This window comes from Halioglobus sp. D3-4, from assembly GCF_055809315.1.
Map to the genome: position 1 here is coordinate 1,381,175 of NZ_CM147907.1, position 20,006 is coordinate 1,401,180.

16 protein-coding genes are annotated in these 20,006 nt (G+C 56.2%); all 16 read right to left on the bottom strand.

Annotated elements, in window-relative coordinates; translation table 11 throughout:
• Window positions 1-9: 9 nt before the first annotated feature.
• Entirely contained in the window at window positions 10-1,293 is a 1,284-nt protein-coding gene (phoR, locus tag AC0L6S_RS05980; protein ID WP_473427511.1) for a phosphate regulon sensor histidine kinase PhoR, read from the bottom strand.
• Between the two features lie 19 nt (window positions 1,294-1,312).
• A complete protein-coding gene (gene phoB, locus AC0L6S_RS05985; protein WP_473427512.1) occupies window positions 1,313-2,017 on the bottom strand; it encodes a phosphate regulon transcriptional regulator PhoB in 705 nt (234 codons plus the stop codon).
• A gap of 148 nt (window positions 2,018-2,165) precedes the next feature.
• Complete coding sequence (locus tag AC0L6S_RS05990; RefSeq protein WP_473427513.1) at window positions 2,166-3,218, bottom strand: 2-oxoacid:ferredoxin oxidoreductase subunit beta; 1,053 nt, start codon at window positions 3,216-3,218, stop codon at window positions 2,166-2,168.
• A complete protein-coding gene (locus tag AC0L6S_RS05995) occupies window positions 3,215-5,077 on the bottom strand; it encodes a 2-oxoacid:acceptor oxidoreductase subunit alpha (protein ID WP_473427514.1) in 1,863 nt (620 codons plus the stop codon). The genes AC0L6S_RS05990 and AC0L6S_RS05995 overlap by 4 nt, the downstream gene beginning before the upstream one ends.
• 2 nt (window positions 5,078-5,079) lie before the next feature.
• Window positions 5,080-6,852: an FAD-dependent oxidoreductase gene (locus AC0L6S_RS06000; protein WP_473427515.1), complete on the bottom strand. Its 1,773-nt coding sequence runs from the start codon at window positions 6,850-6,852 to the stop codon at window positions 5,080-5,082.
• Window positions 6,853-7,042: 190 nt separating this feature from the next.
• A complete protein-coding gene (locus tag AC0L6S_RS06005; RefSeq protein WP_473427516.1) occupies window positions 7,043-7,660 on the bottom strand; it encodes a transglycosylase SLT domain-containing protein in 618 nt (205 codons plus the stop codon).
• Window positions 7,657-9,690 (bottom strand): NAD-dependent DNA ligase LigA, encoded by a 2,034-nt coding sequence (gene ligA, locus AC0L6S_RS06010; protein WP_473427517.1) that lies wholly within the window; start codon window positions 9,688-9,690, stop codon window positions 7,657-7,659. Before ligA ends, AC0L6S_RS06005 begins: the two co-directional genes overlap by 4 nt.
• 8 nt (window positions 9,691-9,698) lie before the next feature.
• A complete protein-coding gene (gene zipA / locus AC0L6S_RS06015) occupies window positions 9,699-10,613 on the bottom strand; it encodes a cell division protein ZipA (protein ID WP_473427518.1) in 915 nt (304 codons plus the stop codon).
• A 30-nt stretch (window positions 10,614-10,643) separates the two neighbouring features.
• Window positions 10,644-14,141: a chromosome segregation protein SMC gene (gene smc / locus AC0L6S_RS06020; protein ID WP_473427519.1), complete on the bottom strand. Its 3,498-nt coding sequence runs from the start codon at window positions 14,139-14,141 to the stop codon at window positions 10,644-10,646.
• Window positions 14,142-14,413: 272 nt separating this feature from the next.
• Window positions 14,414-15,625: a c-type cytochrome biogenesis protein CcmI gene (gene ccmI, locus AC0L6S_RS06025; protein WP_473427520.1), complete on the bottom strand. Its 1,212-nt coding sequence runs from the start codon at window positions 15,623-15,625 to the stop codon at window positions 14,414-14,416.
• A complete protein-coding gene (locus AC0L6S_RS06030; RefSeq protein ID WP_473427521.1) occupies window positions 15,622-16,101 on the bottom strand; it encodes a cytochrome c-type biogenesis protein in 480 nt (159 codons plus the stop codon). Before AC0L6S_RS06030 ends, ccmI begins: the two co-directional genes overlap by 4 nt.
• Window positions 16,098-16,640 (bottom strand): DsbE family thiol:disulfide interchange protein, encoded by a 543-nt coding sequence (locus AC0L6S_RS06035; protein ID WP_473427522.1) that lies wholly within the window; start codon window positions 16,638-16,640, stop codon window positions 16,098-16,100. The genes AC0L6S_RS06030 and AC0L6S_RS06035 overlap by 4 nt, the downstream gene beginning before the upstream one ends.
• A complete protein-coding gene (locus tag AC0L6S_RS06040) occupies window positions 16,630-18,606 on the bottom strand; it encodes a heme lyase CcmF/NrfE family subunit (RefSeq protein ID WP_473427523.1) in 1,977 nt (658 codons plus the stop codon). Before AC0L6S_RS06040 ends, AC0L6S_RS06035 begins: the two co-directional genes overlap by 11 nt.
• Complete coding sequence (gene ccmE / locus AC0L6S_RS06045) at window positions 18,603-19,052, bottom strand: cytochrome c maturation protein CcmE (protein ID WP_473427524.1); 450 nt, start codon at window positions 19,050-19,052, stop codon at window positions 18,603-18,605. Before ccmE ends, AC0L6S_RS06040 begins: the two co-directional genes overlap by 4 nt.
• Window positions 19,052-19,255, bottom strand: a complete 204-nt coding sequence (ccmD, locus tag AC0L6S_RS06050) for a heme exporter protein CcmD (RefSeq protein WP_473427525.1) — start codon at window positions 19,253-19,255, stop codon at window positions 19,052-19,054. The genes ccmE and ccmD overlap by 1 nt, the downstream gene beginning before the upstream one ends.
• Window positions 19,255-20,001 (bottom strand): heme ABC transporter permease, encoded by a 747-nt coding sequence (locus AC0L6S_RS06055; RefSeq protein ID WP_473427526.1) that lies wholly within the window; start codon window positions 19,999-20,001, stop codon window positions 19,255-19,257. The genes ccmD and AC0L6S_RS06055 overlap by 1 nt, the downstream gene beginning before the upstream one ends.
• Between the last annotated feature and the right edge of the window lie 5 nt (window positions 20,002-20,006).

The following is a 20,006-nucleotide window of genomic DNA, read 5'->3' on the forward strand; positions in this document are numbered from 1 at the left end:
CTTTACCTCTTATGGCTTATTTGAGGCGTTGTTCGGAAACACCAGGGTAAATGTACTCCCTTCGCCCAATTTACTCTCGATTGTCAGATTCGCACCGTGTGCGGCGGCAACGTGTTTAACAATGGCCAACCCCAGGCCAGTACCACCCGTCTCTGAATTACGGCTGTCATCCACACGATAGAAGCGTTCTGTCAGCCTTGGGATATGGGTCGAATCGATACCGATACCCTTGTCACATATCTGTAACAATAGATTACTGCCTTTCGATATCCAGTTAATTGTTACAGGGCTTCCCGCTGTGCTGTATTTGATCGCGTTAATCACCAGATTGGAAACGGCGCTGTAGATCTGTCGGTAATCGCCGTAAACCTTGTCCTCTGCCTCTATGTTCAACTCGATTGCACCGGCAGTATACCCCTCCGCCAGCTCATCCCTAAGTTCCTGCAACAGCGCCCTGATATCCACTTGCTCGCGTTCATCATCGCGCTTTTCGCTCTCAATACGCGACAGCCACAACAGGTCCTTTAGCAGGCTCTCCATTCGCTGGGCCTGTTGGTCCATCTGCTGTAATGGCCGTACATAGCGCTTGGGCAACTCTTCGGAGTTATCCAGTATGGTGCTGAGGTAGCCACTTATCACTGTTAGAGGGGTACGTAATTCATGTGACACATTTGCGACAAAATCCCTACGCATATTTTCCAGGCGTACCTGAGCACTTATGTCGCGAATAAACAGCAATCGCTCACCCTCGCCAAAATGCGTAACATCGACACGCAGATAACAGGAGCGATTGTCACCAACGGCAAGGTATTGCAGAGGTTTTCGGTAGTCACGTGCCAGAAAGTACTGATTGAACTCGGGCGCGCGTACCAGATTGGTCAACGTCTGCCCGGTATCCTCGGGGTAACGCAGGCCTAACAGTGGCTCTACAGCTCGGTTCAGCCACTGGATTGCGCCGTGCTGATCGACCATAATCACACCGTCGCGCATCGCTGCAAACGAATCCTGTAAATACTCAACGGTTGACTGCAATTGGGCATTCTCCTTCGAGTTTTTTCTCTGCTGAGAATAGATTCGGGCGTAAATTTCGTCCCAGATACCGAAAGCGTCCGGTGGTGGCTTGTCTGAATTTTTCAGCCATAACTGCAGGCGTTGCATCTGATACAGCCAGACCCCAATCCACATCAGGAGCACGAAAATAACGCTCTCCCGCGGATAGCCGTATATCCATCCCAGCCCTGCCGACAAGGCGATCAGTAAAACAAGCCGGCTTGCCGTCGTAATCCAACTCATCTAAAACCGGAAAAGTGCTTCAAGAAACACCCCGCGAAGAGAAGCGGTAACCGGTGCCGCGAACTGTCTGGATTAAATTACTGTAATCACCGGAGGTGGATTGCAGCGCTTTGCGCAGGCGTCTGATATGTACATCCACGGTGCGCTCTTCAACGTACACGTTTGCTCCCCACACCTGATCCAGTAACTGGCCGCGGGTGTAAGCGCGTTCGGGGTGAGACATGAAGAACTGCAAGAGATTAAATTCCGTTGGTCCCATTTCTAGCGGCTGGTCAGCGATAAAAACCCGCTTGCTTTCGCCATCCAACAGCAGCTCGCCAACCTGAATTTTTTCACTTTGCGCAGTGCCGCCGGCCCGGCGTAACAAGGCCTTGATGCGCGCAAGCAGTTCGCGTGGAGCAAAGGGCTTGGTCATATAATCGTCGGCGCCGACATCCAGCCCCTGAATGACGTTGTCTTCCGCTGTTTTAGCAGTCAGCATAATAACCGGCATTTCGCGGGTGAGTTCTTCGCGCTTGAGGCGCCGCATCAGCTCGAGCCCGCTGCCGCCAGGCAACATCCAGTCAAGCAGCACGATGGCCGGTCTTTCATCGACTATCAGTTGGTAGGCGCGCTGAATATCTTCAGCCTCGATACATTGATAACCGGCCATTTCCAACGCCATCCGCAGCATGTCCCTGATAGCGAACTCGTCATCAACAATTAATACCGTATCTGTGCTCATCGACTCTCAAACCGTGGTTATACTCAAGAATGGGTATTAAAAGTCTCAAGTATGACAATTACATGACAAGCAAAGGGAAAATTGCAACAAATCTGTACTAAAACGTCCCTCGGTACTCGAGCAGGGGCGAAGTTACGCATGGTTTACGCTAGCGTAGGCTCGCGTTAATATTCAGTAACATCTTGTTGCCCGGACACAAATCGCTCTCATCCAATGAATTCAGCGGCCGCCGCGAAGTCTCCAGGACTTCGTGTAAATCACGTGAATCCAGATTCATATAGATAAGGCCTGTCAAGATATTGCCTGAGTATCGATGCTCTTCCAGCACATTTACCGCTGAGCGACGGTCGAAGGGATTGAGCGATTCATCCATTTTAAACAGGCGGATCGAAGATCCATCGTGCATGGTGACTTCATGTGCGTGACCTGGTTGGTACTCGGTGGTGATCTCATTGTGCATTGGCACAAAATCGATGGTACCAGTCGCCTCTGCGTGCTCACGCACAAACTCATAGCTCTTGGTCGACTTGGTGTTGTTGTTGAATGTTACACAGGGCGAGACGACATCAATCAACGCAAACCCCCGGTGGGAAATGGCCGCTTTGATCAGCGGTACAAGCTGTTCTTTGTCGCCAGAAAAGCTGCGCGCTACAAAAGTGGCGCCCATCTGCAGCGCTGTGCCACACAGATCGATTGCGCTGTAGATATTTGGATCCCCCTTCTTGCTGGCAGAACCTCTGTCGGCGGTCGCAGAATCCTGTCCCTTGGTGAGCCCGTAACAACCGTTATTCATAACGATGTACACCATATTAAGATTGCGTCTGGCCACGTGTGCAAACTGACCCATGCCGATCGATGCGGTATCGCCATCACCGGACACGCCCATGTACAGGAGATCGCGGTTGGCCAACGCCGCACCCGTCACCACGGAGGGCATACGGCCATGTACCGAGTTGAATCCATGGGAATTTCCCAAAAAATAGGTCGGCGCCTTGGATGAGCAACCTATTCCCGACAGTTTGGCAATCTTGTGCGGCTCTATCGACAACTCGTGGCAGGCCCGGACAATGGCACCACTGATAGAGTCGTGGCCGCAACCTGCGCACAGGGTTGAGATTGCACCCTCGTAATCCGCGCGGGTGTAACCGAGGTCATTGACCGGCAGTTCGGGGTGTCTGAATTTCGGCAATTGGTAACTCATGAGCGTTCTCCGGTACGTAGCAGCGCGGTGTCACGGTGTAATGGCAATACATTGTCGCTGTTGAGGTGTTTCTTTATCTGCTTGCGAATATTGCGCGCACTGATGGGCGTACCATCGAAACACAGCACTGACTTAAGCTTGTCGGGGCCGAACTCGAACTCCGCCATCAACAAGGTACGCAGCTGGGCATCGCGGTTCTGCTCGATCACAAACACCTCTTTGTGCCGCTCGATAAATGCCTGTACATCTTTATTGAACGGAAACGCTCGAACGCGCATGGCATTGAGGTGAATGCCGTCCTCCGCCAGATGATCCAGCGCCTCGCGGGAAGCCTCCTCGCTGGTACCGAAATACAGTACTGCAGTATCAGTGTCTCTGCCGCACTCGATCTTTATGGGCGCGGGAACGTACTCATTGATCGTGTCCCATTTTCGCAGCAGACGCAGCATATTCGCTTCATACTCTTCACCCTTCTCGGTATATACAGCGTATTCGTTACGCGAGGTGCCGCGGGTAAAAAAGGCTCCCTTGGTAGGATGAGTCCCGGGATAAGTGCGATAGCAAATGGCATCACCATCGACATCGAGGTACCGACCAAACTCTACCCCGTCCTCAAGTTGTTCAGCAGTGAGCACCTTGCCGCGGTCATATTTGTGGTCGTCATCCCAGGCCAGGGGCTCTGACATATTGTCGTTCATACCGAGATCGAGATCGGTCATCAGGATGATAGGTGTCTGCAGGCGCTCCGCCAGGTCAAAAGACAATGCGCCGAAATCGAAACATTCCTTGGGCGTTGAAGGAAACAACAGGACCTGCTTGGTGTCGCCGTGCGAGGCATATGCGCACGAAAGTATATCGGACTGCTGGGTGCGAGTAGGCATCCCGGTGGAGGGCCCGGCTCGCTGCACATTGAACAACACCGTGGGTATCTCGGCGAAATACGCCAGCCCGAGAAATTCGCTCATCAGCGACACACCCGGTCCGGAGGTGGCCGTAAAAGAACGCGCACCATTCCAACTGGCGCCAATGGCCATACCAATGGCTGCCAACTCATCTTCAGCCTGTACGATGGCATAGTTGCGCTGGCCGGTACCCGGATCAATCCGTACGCGTTTGGCATATTTCTCAAAGGCATCAACCACCGAGGTGGATGGCGTGATCGGGTACCACGCAGCAACGGTGGCACCGCCGTAAAGCGCACCCAAACCTAGCGCGGTGTTGCCGTCTAGCAGGATCTTATCCCCTACCTTGTCACTCTTTTGTACGCGTATGCCTATCGGGCAATCCAGATTGTTACGGGCGTATTGATACCCTAATTCCAGCGCGTGAATGTTGGGCAGAACCAGGTTTTTTTTGCCTTTGAATTGATCCTCAACGAGACCTGTCAGCACCTTGAAATCCATATCCAGCAGAGCCGCAAGCGCACCGACGTAGATCACGTTCTTGAACAGTTGCCGCTGTCTGGGATCCTCGTATTGCTCATTGCAGATTCGGGTAAGCGGCACACCGATGATGGTGATGTCATCGCGGTGCAAACGCAAATCCAGCAGCTTGGTATTATCATAGACAAAATACCCGCCCGGCAGCACCTCGCGAATGTCCTGCGCCATACTTTGCGGGTTCACAGACAATGCGATATCGATTCCGCCCCGGCGCCCCAGATAACCATCTTCATTCACCCGCACTTCGTACCAGGTGGGCAGGCCCTGAATATTGGAGGGGAAAATATTCTTCGGCGATACCGGCAGCCCCATGCGGAACAGGGCTTTGGCGAATAAATTATTGGCACTGGCAGAGCCCGTGCCATTGACGTTGGCAAACTTAATGACGAAGTCGTTGACCGATTCAATACGCTTCACAATCACGCCCCCGCCTTGCTGACATTGTAGAGAAATTTCTGCATATCCCATGCAGTGGTTGGACAGCGCTCCGCACACAAACCACAGTGCAAGCAGACATTCTCATCCTTGACCATTACCCGCATGGTAGGTAAATCGGCCGATATATACAGATCCTGGGCAAGGTTACTGGCCGGCGCTTCAAGGCGTTGCCGCAGCTCCTCCTCCGTACCATTGTTGGTAAACGTAATGCAGTCCGTTGGGCAGATATCGACGCAGGCGTCACATTCAATACAGCGCAATTCGTCGAATACAGTCTGAACATCGCAGTTGAGGCAGCGCTCCGCTTCCTTGTACCCCGTCTCAATATCGAACCCCAACTCGACTTCCACTTTGCGGTTTTTCAAGGTTTTGGCCAGCGGTGCATGCGGTACGGCGTAGCGTAAATCGTTGGCTACAGCGTTGTCGTAACTCCATTCATGTACGCCCATCTTCTGGCTGGACATGGAGACAGCGGGCGGCGGACGCTTGTGCACATCCTCACCGCGACAGAACAGGTCGATACTCACCGCAGCCTGATGGCCGTGGGCCACGGCAGTGATGATATTTTCCGGACCGAAGGCGGAATCACCACCGAAAAACACCTTTTCATTGGTGGACTGGAATGTCACTTCATCCACCACGGGCATCTCCCATTTATCGAAATCAATGCCGAGATCACGCTCAATCCAGGGGAATGAGTTTTCCTGTCCGATCGCCATCAGTACATCATCGGCTTCCATGAACACCAGATCCTCGCCGGTTGGCACCAGGGTTCGCTTGCCGTCCTCGTCATAATGCGCCTCGACCTTTTCAAAGTGCATGCCCTTGAGTTTTCCATCCTCAACCACGAATTCCTTGGGTACATGGTTGTTGTAGATAGGGATACCTTCGCTGGCGGCATCCTCCTTCTCCCACGGCGAAGCCTTCATCTCTTCAAAGGGACTGCGCACAACAACCCGCACATCCTCTCCACCCATGCGGCGGGAGGTGCGACAACAGTCCATAGCGGTGTTACCGCCGCCGAGCACCAGCACGCGCTTACCGATAGACTTGGTGTGTTCAAACGCCACGCTGGCCAACCAATCAATGCCGAGGTGCACATTGGGCATAGCATCTTCCAGCCCCGGCAGATTCAGACCTTTACCACGCGGAGCGCCGGTGCCTACGAACACTGCATCGTAGTCCTTTTTCAAAATCTCTTTGAGGCTCTCAACCTGTACATCAAACGTTGCATGCACACCCATATCGAGGATGTAGTTGACCTCTTCATCGAGTACTTCAATGGGAAGGCGGAATGACGGTATCTGGCTGCGCATCATTCCACCACCGGCAAACTGGTTGTCGTAGATGTCGATGCTATAACCCAGGGGTGCCAGTCCACGCGCGACAGTCAGGGACGCCGGACCCGCACCGATGAGCGCTACGCGCTTGCCGTTTTTTGTCGTCGGGATCTCGGGAAGTCGATCGGTGATGTCGGCCTTGTTGTCTGCAGCAACACGCTTGAGCCGGCAGATCGCCACCGGTTCCTCCTCTACGCGCACGCGGCGACACGCCGGCTCGCAGGGTCTGTCGCAGGTACGCCCCAGAATTCCCGGGAAGACATTGGATTGCCAGTTAACCATATAGGCATCGGTGTAGCGCTCTGCGGCAATAAGGCGGATATATTCGGGGACCGGAGTATGCGCCGGGCACGCATATTGGCAATCCACTACCTTGTGAAAATACTCAGGATTCTTGGTGTCAGTTGGTTTCACTGGCCCTGCTCTTTATTGGTATGGCTATAAAAAAGGTGCGCAACAGAGCGCATTAGAAGCCCTTCGATTGTGGCACATGTCAACGGGGTTTTCATCAGGGTGAACAACTGAATAGTGTTACTTTTCCGACACTTAGCCTACAAGAGTGAGACTGGTGTCTCATCTTGAACTGGCTTGCGCCTGGTACCGCTTAAAACCAGCCGAAAAAACCGCCGCCGCTTTTTAAGGATTCCTCGCAGGTGACCAGTTGTGACTGATAGGTATTTGCTCTGGCCTCAACCTTGCGCGCCACCGCCATCAGCCAAGGTTTTTGTTTGTAGGTTGCGCGGTTAAATCCACCGTGCCCCTCGTGATAGGCAAGATAGAGCCCATAAGTGTTCTGCGGAGATATACCGCTACGTTGACGCGATTTATAGTTGTACCAACCGATAAAATCTATCGCGTCGGCAAAATCGTCCCGGTCGGCACCGAAACTCCCACCATCGTCCTTATACTCCTCCCACGTCGTGTCTTTGGCCTGCGGGTAACCGTAGGCGGACGATGGCCGAAACCATGGAATAAACCCCAGTAGTTTGCGCCTCGGCGGCTTGGCATCGGCTTGAAAGCGAGACTCTTGATACATGATCGCCATCATCACCGGAATCGGACTACCCCATTCATCGCGGGCATCTGCCGCGTCGTCATACCAATCGTCTTTCTCTTCAAAGATCGCACAGAGATTGTTGACGTTGCGCGGGGGACTGGTTGTGCAGGCGCTGACAAGCAGCAACACCGCGAGTGCGGCGAGCGCTTGCGCGACTCGACTCAAACGTCGACTCCGTGGGTTGCCAGCAGCGCCAGCAGCGCAGCCTCATCGATAACGTCTACACCCAATTCGTTCGCTTTGGTCAGTTTGGACCCCGCGCCGGGACCCGCTACCAGCGCCGTGGTTTTGGCTGACACACTGCCGGCAACCTTGGCGCCCAACGACTGCAGCCGGGCTTTGGCCTCATCGCGGCTCAATGCTTCCAGCTTACCGGTAACCACCCAGACCTGTCGGGTGAGTGGCAGATCCTGCTGCGCCGTACGCTGGATATCGGGCCAATACACACCTGCGTCCTGCAGCGCTCTGACCACAGCCATACTCGCGTCAGAATCAAAAAACTGACGCAAGTGATCCGCAACGATCGGCCCCACATCATCGACACGCAATAATTGCTCTTCAGAGGCTGATACCAACGCTGGCCAGCTGCCGAAATGCCGCGCCAGATTGAGAGCTGTAGCCTCGCCTACCTCGCGAATACCCAGTGCAAATATAAACCTCGGCAGCGTGGTCGCTTTACTTGCCTCCAGCGCCGCCAGCAGCTTGTCTGCCGATTTGTCGCCCATCCTTTCCAGGTTGAGCAGTTGTTCTTTAGAAAGCGAGTACAACCCGGCAACGTTCTCGACCAACCCTTCCTCGACCAACTGCTCCACCAGCTTGTCACCGAGGCCATCAATGTCCATAGCGCGCCGGGAGACAAAGTGTTTGATGGCTGCTTTTTGCTGGGCGCCACAGACGAGCCCCCCCATGCAGCGCCACGCAGCCTCGCCCTCCTCTCTCTCTATAGCAGACTGACAGACTGGACACTGTGTTGGGAACTGTATCTTGCGCGAATCGCCCGGGCGCTTTTCAAGCACCACGGACACCACCTGCGGAATCACATCGCCGGCGCGACGCACGATAACAGTATCCCCTATCTCTATACCCAGGCGATCGATTTCATCACTGTTGTGCAAGGTAGCATTACTGACGGTGACGCCGCCGACAAACACCGGCTCCAGTCTCGCCACCGGCGTGATGGCCCCGGTGCGCCCGACCTGAAACTCTACATCGAGCAGGCGCGTCATTTCTTCCTGTGCCGGGAATTTTCGGGCGATCGCCCAGCGCGGTGCTCTGGAGACGAACCCCAAGCGTTCCTGCAGGGCAAACTCGTTGACCTTGAAGACGATGCCATCGATATCGTATGCGAGACTGTTGCGCCTCTGCGCCAGCGCATCAAAATAGTCATTGCAGCCCTGTATACCCTGTACGACTGTGGATTCCGAATTAATCCTGAAGCCCCATTCGCTTAGTCGGTCAAGCATAGCGGCCTGACGGTCGGGCAGATCTCCGCCCTCTACCAGACCCACACTGTAGCAGCACATCTCGAGTGCACGCTGCGCCGTGATGCGGGCATCGAGTTGCCGCAGGCTGCCGGCGGCGGCATTGCGCGGATTCACAAACGTTTTATCCCCGCCCTCCCGCGCGCGCTGATTGAGTTGCTCAAAGCCGGCCTTTGGCATATAAATCTCGCCGCGCACCTCAAGCAAATGTGGCACACCCTCGCCGCGCAGGCGCAGTGGTATCGAGCGGATGGTGCGAACATTGTGCGTAATATCTTCACCGGTGGCGCCATCGCCGCGGGTCGCTCCGCGTTCCAGCACGCCATCCCGATACAATAAACTGACGGCAATACCATCGAGCTTGGGTTCACAGGCAAATTCCAGCGGCGCGGCGTCTTCACCCAGTCTGTCCAATAAACGCCGGTTAAAATTCAACATGTCGTCTTCGCTAAAGGCGTTCTCGAGAGATAACATGGGCACTTCGTGTGCCACCTGACTGAACTGCTGCAGCGGTATTGCGCCAACGCGCTGCGTGGGTGAATCCGGGCGCTGATATTCAGGAAACTGCTGTTCCAACTGCTGCAAGCGCACCATGCAGCGGTCGTATTCGACATCGGGCACACTCGGGTCATCCAGCACATAGTACTGGTGATTCCAAACGTCCAGTTGCTCTCGCAGGTCTTCGATTTCCTGCAAAGGATCTGCCGGGGGCATAGTGGGTATCAGCGCGTATTGGCCAGCATTCGCCGCTCCAGCTCGCGAATTTGCTGGCGGCTATGTTCCATTGTCTGCCGGGTCAGTACACTGCGCGACTCATCGAGTACATCGGCGCCGAGATTACGCGCGACTGCCTGTGCCGTCTCCAGCATGTAATCATAGGCCTGCATCATGTTCTCTGGTCCGGGCAGCGTCAAAAAGAAAACCAGACCGGGTGTAGTCATATCCGACATGGTATCAATGTCAAACACACCGGGCTGCATCATGTCAGCCACACTGAATTGAATGGCACCGCGCCCGGCTTCAAACTCGTGCCGGTGAAAAAAGTTCATATCGCCAAAACGCAGATCGCAGGCCAGCAATATCTGCAGTATGTCATCGCCGCGGAATCCATCCTCACTGCGTGCCAGCACATTGAGCATAAAGACTTCGGGTTCTACGCCGCGCGGCAACTTACCGGGGGGCGGCGCCGCCTTGGCGCTGTCAGCTGCCGAATCATCGGCAACAAGCCCGTCCAGCCAATCAAGGTTTTGTGCATCATCACTCTCAGTAGAGACCGACGCGATGCCAGTTACCAGCTCCTCGTCATCGTCGGCCGCTCTTGCTGCAGCCGCTTTACGCGATGACTTTTGCTCTGAATCTGCGGCGCTCGCCTCAGACTTCTGGCCGGGCGGATACCCTGCTGCCCGCAGGATATCGCCCCTCTCGACCACGCGTGCACCGCCGTTCGGCAACTCACCGAACTTGCCGATATCATCGGGCTCCTCGGGTGGCAGCTCATCAGGGTCCACCAGCTTCATCCTTACCCTGGAGAGCCTGTCGCGACGTATACGACGCCACGCATCCAGTAACACAGCCACTATCAGCAATACGCCGACTATGACCATCCAATCCCGTATCGTTAAATCCGTCAGTCCCACTCGCTACATCCGTTTTTCCGATTCGCCCGATTAACTGGCCGCCAGTGCTGCGGCCTCCTCCACATCGACAGACACCAATCTTGATACACCCGGCTCGTGCATGGTGACACCCATCAGCTGATCGGCGAACTCCATCGAGATCTTATTGTGCGTAATATAAATGAATTGCACCTTGTCGGACATCTCTTTAACCAACCGTGCATAGCGTCCCGTATTGGCGTCGTCCAATGGCGCATCTACTTCATCGAGAATACAGAATGGTGCAGGATTCAGCTGAAAGATCGAGAATACCAGTGCAATTGCGGTCAGCGCTTTTTCTCCACCTGACAATAGATGGATGGTCGCGTTTTTCTTACCGGGGGGGCGGGCCATAATAGTGATGCCGGTATCGAGTAGATCGTCGCCGGTCATTTCAAGATACGCGCTGCCACCGCCAAATACGCGAGGGAACAATGCCTGCAGGCCCGAATTAACCTTCTCAAACGTTTCACGGAAACGGTTGCGCGTCTCCTTGTCGATCTTGCGGATGGCGGCCTCAAGTGTCTCCAAAGCCGTTACCAGATCCTCATTCTGGGCGTCGAGGTAATTTTTGCGTTCAGACTGCAGGTTGTATTCATCAATAGCCGCCAGGTTTATTGGCCCGAGGCGCGTGATCCTGTTGGCCACGCGTTCCAGCGAATTCTGCCATTCTGGCTCGTTGGCACCCTCTGGCATGCTGCCCAATACGGCCTCGAGATCATGTTGTTCATCCTGCAACTGTTTGAATATCGTATTGCGCTGCACCTGCAGGGTCTGATGACTGATCCGCTGACGCTCCAGTTCAGCGCGCACTGTCTCTGCACGCTGCTCTATCGCCGCCCGCTTCTGCTCCGCCTCGCGCAACTGGTGCTCTATATCGGCCACCAATTGGCGTGCCGCACTGAGTTCACCTTCTGACTCCAAACGCATCTCCAGTTGCTGCTCCAACTCCTCACGCAAGCCCGTGAGCGGGTCGTCGCTCTCGCGCAGTGACGCGGTTAGACTCTCCTGCCGCTCATGCAACTGCGATACCTGCTTGAGTGTGCGCTCGATAGTTTCACGCACAGCGTTTAGCTGGGTATCCAGTGATTGATATCGCATTGCTACCTGGTGTGCGCCGTCCTTGTCTTCACGCGCTTTTTGCCGCGCGCTATCCAGAGTGCCACGAATCTGATCGCGGTTAGCCAGCAACTCCTCACGTCGTTGGGAGTCTCCCTCCATGCGTTCGATACACTCAGCCAACACCGTTCTCGCCTCGGCGACGGCCTCCTGCTCCTGTTGGAACTGCCCCCGGGCCTCATCGATTTCGGTGTTAATCCGTTCGTGGCGTAGCTTGATCTGTTCGGATTTGGCCTCATAAGCAGAGACACGCGCACTGGTTTCGGCATGCTGTCGCGTGCTCAGCTGCAACTCGCGTTGACATTCCTGCCGTTCATCTTCCAGTGTTTTCAGTGCTTCCTCACTTTCCTGCAACTGCTCGGCGAGCTCTAACTCCCTCGCTTGCTGCACCTCCAATCTTTCGGCCATCGTGTCCAGCTCTTCCTGCCGCTGGATGACACCGCCATCGCTGTCAGACACGCGCGCCACGCGCACCCAGTTGCGGCCCATCCAGATACCGTCACGCGTGATCACCGACTCATGGGGTGCCAGCGACGCCCGCAGCTGCAGCGCCTGAGCCAGATCATCTGCGGCGCGGATACCGGCCAGCAAACCGTCTGCGCGCCCGCCACTTTGCACCATGCTCGCCAGATAGCCCGGTGCAGGGGTATCACCGGTCGCCGGCTCAACCAGCAACAGATTACCGTGCTCGAAACTCTCCCAAAAATTGCCCAGCGAGCCGATTTCGTCCACACACACGGCCTGCAGATAGTCACCGAGAACCGTCTCCACCGCCAACTGCCAGCCGTCATCGACCTGCATCGTCTCCAGCAATCGGGACTTGTCCTCTAGCTGGTGCGCCTCCAGCCAGGCCCCAACGCTTTGGCTGCTGTCCTGCAATGCGGCCTGTTGCAGTGCTTCCAATGAGGCCATGCGACCGCGCATCTGCTGCAGTGCGGAGCGCACCTGATTGAGTTCAGCCGACAGATTGGTACGGGCGTCGCGTGTCGAGGCCAGTTGTTCGACAAGTGTTTCACTGCGCCGTTCATGCTCGGCCATGGTCAGCTCTACTTCAGCGAGCAGTTCTCCCAATTCATCGGCCTCAGTGTCAGCCGGGCCTGCTGCAAGCCCCTGCTTCTCTTCCTCGAGCTGCCGGGTACGCCCCTGCAGGCGCTGCAACACCTGCTCCAAATGCTGTATGCGCGACTGCTGTACTTCTGCTTGCTGGCGCGGTTCAGCTGCGTGCTGGTTAAATTCATCCCACTGATGCTGCCACTCGTGCATGGCCTCCTCGGCCTGCAACAGCGCCTCGGCCGATTCGGCTTCGAGTGCCTGCAGCCGCTCCATATCGGGAGCCAGGACTTCTACCTCGGCCTCCCAACTGGCCAGCTTGCTGCGATCTTCTCCCAGATGACTTTCCGCCTCGACCAGATTCGACGCTGTCTGCGCGAGATCTTCCTGCAACTGTCGTCCCCGTTCCTGCTGGTGCTTGATCGTCTGCTCTATTCGCGCAACTTCGGAGCCCAGCTGATAATAGGTCGCCTGCACTTTGTTGAAATCGTCAGTGCGGTCCGTATGGTCCACACGGTGCTGTTCGATGGCGGTATCCACGTGCTGGTGTTCCGAGTGAATCCCCTCGAGTTTGACCTCCAGCTCACCCACAGTCTGCGTCGCGGTTTTGATCTGCTCGTCCAGCGCCTGACATTGCAACGCCAGCAATTGCGCCTTGAGTTCACGCTCCTCAGCCTTGAACTCGGTGTACTTCTCCGCCGCCTGCGCCTGCCGTTCCAGGTGCTGTAACTGGCGCGCCAGCTCATCGCGCAAGTCGGTCAGGCGGTCGAGGTTTTCCAGCGTGCGCCGCATGCGGCTTTCCGTTTCCTTGCGCCGCTCCTTGTATTTGGAAATGCCAGCGGCCTCTTCCAGAAATACGCGCAACTCCTCCGGCTTGGATTCGATCAGGCGACTGATCATTCCCTGCTCGATAATTGCGTAACTGCGCGGACCCAGGCCGGTACCGAGAAATATATCGGTTATATCGCGGCGCCGGCACTTGGTACCATTGAGGAAGTAGTCTGATTGCCCGTCACGGGTGACCTGTCGCCGCGTGGAAATCTCGGCGTAACTGGCATATTCACCGCCGACACGGCCTTCGCTGTTGTCGAACACAAGTTCGATAGAGGCCTGCCCAACTGGCTGCCGATTGACTGAGCCATTGAAGATGACATCCGCCATGGACTCGCCGCGGAGGTTTTTCGCGGAACTCTCCCCCATCACCCAACGCACGGCGTCAATAACATTGGATTTACCGCAGCCATTGGGGCCTACAACAGCACACATATTACTGGGGAAATTCACCGACGTGGGATCCACGAACGACTTGAATCCTGCCAGTTTGATAGACTTTAGTCGCATATCACCTTAAGTACATTGCACAACTAATTGTTTTTTATACATTTATTTCTGCCAAGCAAAAGATATCGCTGGCGTTGAAACACAAGATGTAGTGTATATACTTTATTCGAACAACACTATGCCTGAACAGGGGAAATACAGAAATTCGCTTTTAGGCCCGCCGGAGCCGCCACAATAGAGCGCAAAACCCGCGCTACACGCATGTCATAAAGTGGTAATCTGCGTCGCTGCCGGTGCCGGTGTTCGCCCCCAGCGAGGCGCTCCTACGGCCCCTAACCAGCGGGCTCAGTATTGCGTTGCAATACAATTTTTTGCGGCTCGGCATCATCGGAAGGCGGGATAGGCCCCACCTGCCCTAACCATGAGGCATTTGCCTCTCCCGGCTGACCGCTCGCAGAGACCTGCACGGCAACGATAACCGATGCAGTTTGCGAAAGTTTCTGACCCGCCATGGAATTGCCATCGTCCAGGCGCAGTGTGACCGGTAGGTCTGCGCCGCTGAGGCGCTGCACAGCGATCGGCATGCGGCTGTCAGAATCTGCGTTGCGCGCCAAAATGAACACAGTGTCCGTCGCAGCAATGTCTGCCCCGGCAGGCGCGGTAACTGTCACTGTCACGCCGGTGCTGGACGTCTGTCCCCGCTGCTGCGGCACCTCAGCAACGCTCGCCGACGGATCGTCCTGTGCCAGTTGCTGCCGCGCCGTGACAATGACCTGTTGGATCATTTGCGCACTCTCGGAGCCGGGAGGCTCCATCGCTACAAGCCGCTGCCAATACTCAATCGCAGCACGGTATTGCCCCTGTTCGAAAGAGGCCATACCGAGCAGCCCGAGTGCGGTGCGCTGATGCGGATCGGCCGCCAGCGCCTGTTCTGCGCGCAACCGGGCGCGATCACCCAGAGCACGGTCATTAGCCAGATATTCGGCTTGCGCTGCATAGGCGAGCGCCTGGGCATCTCCGGGTACTGCCGCAGCGAGAATGTCGTAGGTTCTGGCAGCCTGGCTGTAGTCTTCCTGCGCCATATAAAACCGTCCAAGCATCGCCAGATAATGCAAATTATCGGGGCGTTTCGCAGACCGGGCTTCCACATCACTGATAAGCGCGCGCATCTCCTCGGGCGATGTGTCCGACTGCATAGCTTGCAGGCGTTGGGAAATCAGCACATCGGGAGCCGCGCCCAGAGAGTAGTACATGGCGCTGGCAAGCAGCGCCACTAGCGGCAGCAGAATCCAGACCGGAAACGACTGGACCGCAGCTGCCTGCTGCTCCTTGCGCTCGCGCTGTTCTTCCAGCAGTCGGATCCGCGCATCTTCGCGCAGTTCGCTGTCTCCTTCCAGTTCCAGTTCTTTTTCACGCTGGCGGAACCACTCCAGGTTCGCCCTGTCGAGGTCGGCCTCTGCCGCCCCTGAGCGCATTTTGGGAAACAGGTAAAAAGCGCCGCTGAGTAAAACTAATCCGACGCAGGCGAGAATGAATGTGGTCAAGAGTCCTGCTCCGTTTTGTCCAGCAGCCGCTGAACGTGCGCCTGCTCCTGCTCAGTGAGTGCCGAGCCTTCACCGTTGCCACCACCGGAACGCGAGCGCAGTGATACCAGCAGCACACCGATAGCTGCCACCAACAGCAGTAGAGGTGCCAACCAGAGAAACACCGTGGCCCCTCCAAAGCGCGGACGATAGCGCACGAACTCGCCATATCGGTCCGACATGTAGTCTAGTATTTCATCGTCGCTGGCACCGGCTTCCAACTGCTGGTGCAGCAGTCCGCGCAAATCCTGCGCAATAGGCGCGTTGGAATCGGCGATGTTCTGGTTCTGGCACTTGGGACAGCGCAGCTCTTCACTCAATTGCTGATAGCGCGCCTCCAACTCGGGACTGCTGAATTCATAGGTTTCGATTAGCGCCAGCGCTTGACCGGCCAGCGCCATGCAGACGCAGGCAAACAATGTTTGTATTAGCTTCACGGCGCAACCTTCCCTTGTTTCAACTGCAGATACATGGGTTCGAGAATCGTCTGCCACACCTCCTCGTTGACCACGCCAACGTGGCGGTAACGCACCACACCATCGGCGTCCAGCAAATACGTTTCCGGTGCACCATAGACACCCAGATCCAGGCCGAGCGTGCCATCGCGATCGGCGATATTCAGGCGGTACGGATCGCCCAACTGCTCAAGCCAGCGCAGCGCAGCACTGTCGCTGTCCTTGTAGTTCAGGCCGTAAATGGGAATACCCGAATCGGCCAACTGCTGCAAATAGGGATGCTCGACGCGACAGGACACACACCAGGTGGCCCAGACATTGAGCAACGCTACCTCGCCAGTGACATCACCGCGCGACAATTGCGGCTCCCCGCCCAACGCTGGCAGGTCGAATGCCGGCAGCGGTCTGTCGATCAGAGCCGAGGGCATTTCACTCGGGTCAAGAAACAAGCCACGGAACAGCACAAGCGCCAACAGCGCAAAGAGAAACAGCGGCAAAAAGAGCTTGAGCCTAGGCGCCATGCAACACGGCCTCATCTGCTGCAGGCAGGACTATTCGCTGACGGCGGTAGCGCTTGTCAGCCGCCGCAGTGAATGCGCCTATTGCCATCAGTATCGCTCCCAGCCACATCCAGCGCACCATGGGTTTATAGTGCAGGCGCATCGCCCAGGCACCATCGTCACCCACCGGCTCACCCATCGCAACGTAGAGATCGCGGAAGAAGCCGGCATCGATGGCCGCCTCAGTCATTACAGAACCACTGGCCAGATACCGGCGTTTCTGCGGATTCATATTGGCAACAGGCTCGCCATCTCGCGTCACCTCAAAGCGCGCCTCTTCGGCCACAAAGTTCGGACCGCGAACCTCGGCGACTTCGATGAAACGGAAATCATAACCGGCCAGTTCCCGCGAATCGCCCGGATCCATTTTAAGATCGTGCTCAATCGAGAACTGGCTGGTTGCGACAATACCGATCACGCAGGCGGCGAACCCCAGGTGGGCAATAACCATGCCGCAGTAGCCCGGCGTCAGACGCCGCAAGCCTGCCGCTGTGGTTGCTGCACCGCGCACGCGCTGCCAGACATCTTTGGCCAGACCCAGCACCAACCAACTCGACAGCAGTACCGCCAGTGCCACCCATATATTGTAGGGGGCGTGCAATGCGGGCAGCGTAAAGCCACAGACTACCGCCACGATTGTCGGAATCAGCAGTTCGTTCCGCCAGCGACTCAAATTGTCGCGCTTCCAGCGCGATGCAGGCCCAAGCCCCATCACCGGCACCAACAACGCCATCAGCGGCACAAAGACCGCATTGAAATACGGCGGGCCGACCGAGACTTTACCCATACCGAGCGCATCCACAATCAGCGGAAACATAGTGCCAAAGAGGACGGTAAGGGCCGCGACGAGAAACACAACGTTATTGCACAGCAGTAGGCTCTCGCGCGAGACCCAGGCGAAACTGACACGGCTGCTGACTGCGGGCGCACGCAGCGCGTACAGCGTCAGCGATCCTCCCACTACGAGTGCGAGGAACACCAGAATAAACATGCCGCGCTCAGGGTCGACGGCGAATGCGTGTACTGACGTCAACACCCCGGATCGGACCAAAAAGGTACCCAGCAGACTCAGGGAAAATGCGAAAATCGCCAGCAAAACCGTCCAGCTCTTGAACAGCCCCCGTTTTTCCGTGGCCGCCAGAGAGTGCACCAGCGCCGTGCCCGCCAACCACGGCATGAAGGAAGCATTCTCCACGGGATCCCAGAACCACCAGCCGCCCCAGCCCAGTTCGTAATAGGCCCACCAGCTGCCGAGCATGATGCCCAGTGTGAGGAACGCCCACGCTGTATTCGTCCAGGGTCGAGACCAACGGGCCCACGAGGCATCGAGTCGCCCGCCCAGCAGTGCAGCAATGGCAAAGGCAAAAGCCACGGAGAACCCGACATAGCCCATGTAAAGCAGCGGCGGATGAATGATCAGCCCCGGGTCCTGCAACAACGGGTTTAGATCTGCGCCATCCGCCGGGGTGCCAGGCAAGATCCGTGCAAAGGGGTTTGAGGTGATCAGGGAAAAGGACAGAAAGCCCACTGAAATGGCCCCCATCACCGACAGAACGCGGGATAAGACCAACAGCGGTAATTGCGAACTGAACAGTGCGACTGCCGCTGTCCAGAATGCCAGAATCAACGCCCACAGCACCAGAGAGCCTTCGTGGTTACCCCAGACAGCGGAAAACTTGTAGATAGGAGGCAGTAGTGAATTGCTGTGGGAGGCAACCAGTTGCACCGAAAAATCGTCCTGCAAAAAGGCTGCGGCCAGGCAGCCGAAACTGATACCCACGAATACCAGTATTCCCACCGCGAGGCTGGGTGCAAGAGACATCGCCACGCTGTTGCCCCGCCAGGCTCCCCAGGCCGGCACGGTGGCCAACAGGAGTGCCAGGCAGAGCGCCAGAATAAGCGCAAAGTGGCCGAATTCAGGAATCATTTGACGTTGCCTTTCTCATCGTAACCGGAGTTTTCCAGTGCATGTGTCACCTCTGGCGGCATATAGTTTTCATCGTGCTTGGCGAGTATCTCGGTGGCTTCGAGGGCCCCGTTATCATTCAACACGCCGGAGGCCACTGCACCCTGCCCTTCGGCAAACAGATCGGGCAGGATTCCGACATAGACAACATCGACATTGGCCTCGTAGTCAGTGAGCTGGAATCGAATCGCCAGGCTGTCCTCAGCGCGCTGTATGCTGCCCTCACGCACCATCCCGCCGACACGAATAGGCTGCCCCGTGGGCGCCAGGCCGGCAGCGACTTCGGCAGGTGGGTAAAACAGATTGATATTACCCCGCAGCGCATACACCACAAGGCCAACAGCGATGCTGGAAAACAACGCAATAAATAGCACGAGGTAAAGCCGTTGTTTTCGCGCTGGATGCATCAATTCTCTCTCCTGGCGCTGACCGCTGTCGCGCCCTGTGTGCGCTTGATCTGCGCAGCCAGTTGCCGTAAAAAGCGCCTCCGCCTGAGCACAGGTGCTATTAATGTTGCCGTTAACGTCACGATAGTCACCGCGTAGGATGCCCACACGTAAAACCCGTGGCCGTCCATGTGCAGCGCCGCCTGCAGACTGTCAAAGTACATTAATTGACCACATCTTTGTCGATAAGTTTTCGCACCCATTGCGTGCGTTGCTCGCGCTGCACCAATTCCGCTCGCATATTGAGCAACAGACAACAGGTAAAAAGTGCGTAGAAAGCAGCTATCATCAGCAATAAAGGATACAACATGCTACTGTGGATACTGGTCTCACCGGTGAACTTGATAGACGCTCCCTGATGCAGTGAGTACCACCAGTCCACAGACTTGTAGATAATCGGGATGTTAACCATCCCCACCAGGCTGAGGACAGCGCAGGCCTTACCCGCGGCCTCCTTGTTGTCGAATGCTTCGTACAGCGCCACCACGCCGAGGTACAAGAACAGCAACACCAGCATGGAGGTAATCCGCGCATCCCACACCCACCATGTGCCCCAGGTAGGCTTGCCCCAGACAGCGCCGGTGAACAGTGCGATAAAGGTAAAAGCCGCCCCCACAGGCGCCGCCGCTTTCATCGCCACATCGGCCATTTTCATCCGCCAGATCAGGCTGACAGCACCGGCCAACGCCATCACATAGTAGCCGGCGAGCGCCACCACCGCAGCGGGTACATGAATATAAATGATGCGATAGCTATTTCCCTGCACGTTTTCAGGTGGAGTAAACAGCAGGCCCCAAATCGCGCCGGTTATAAGTGCCAACAACGTGATGGGCAACAGCCAACGCAAGATGGCTCCTGACATGGAGTATAACCAGGGAGGGGATCCGAACTTATGAAAAATTGGCCACATTGCGG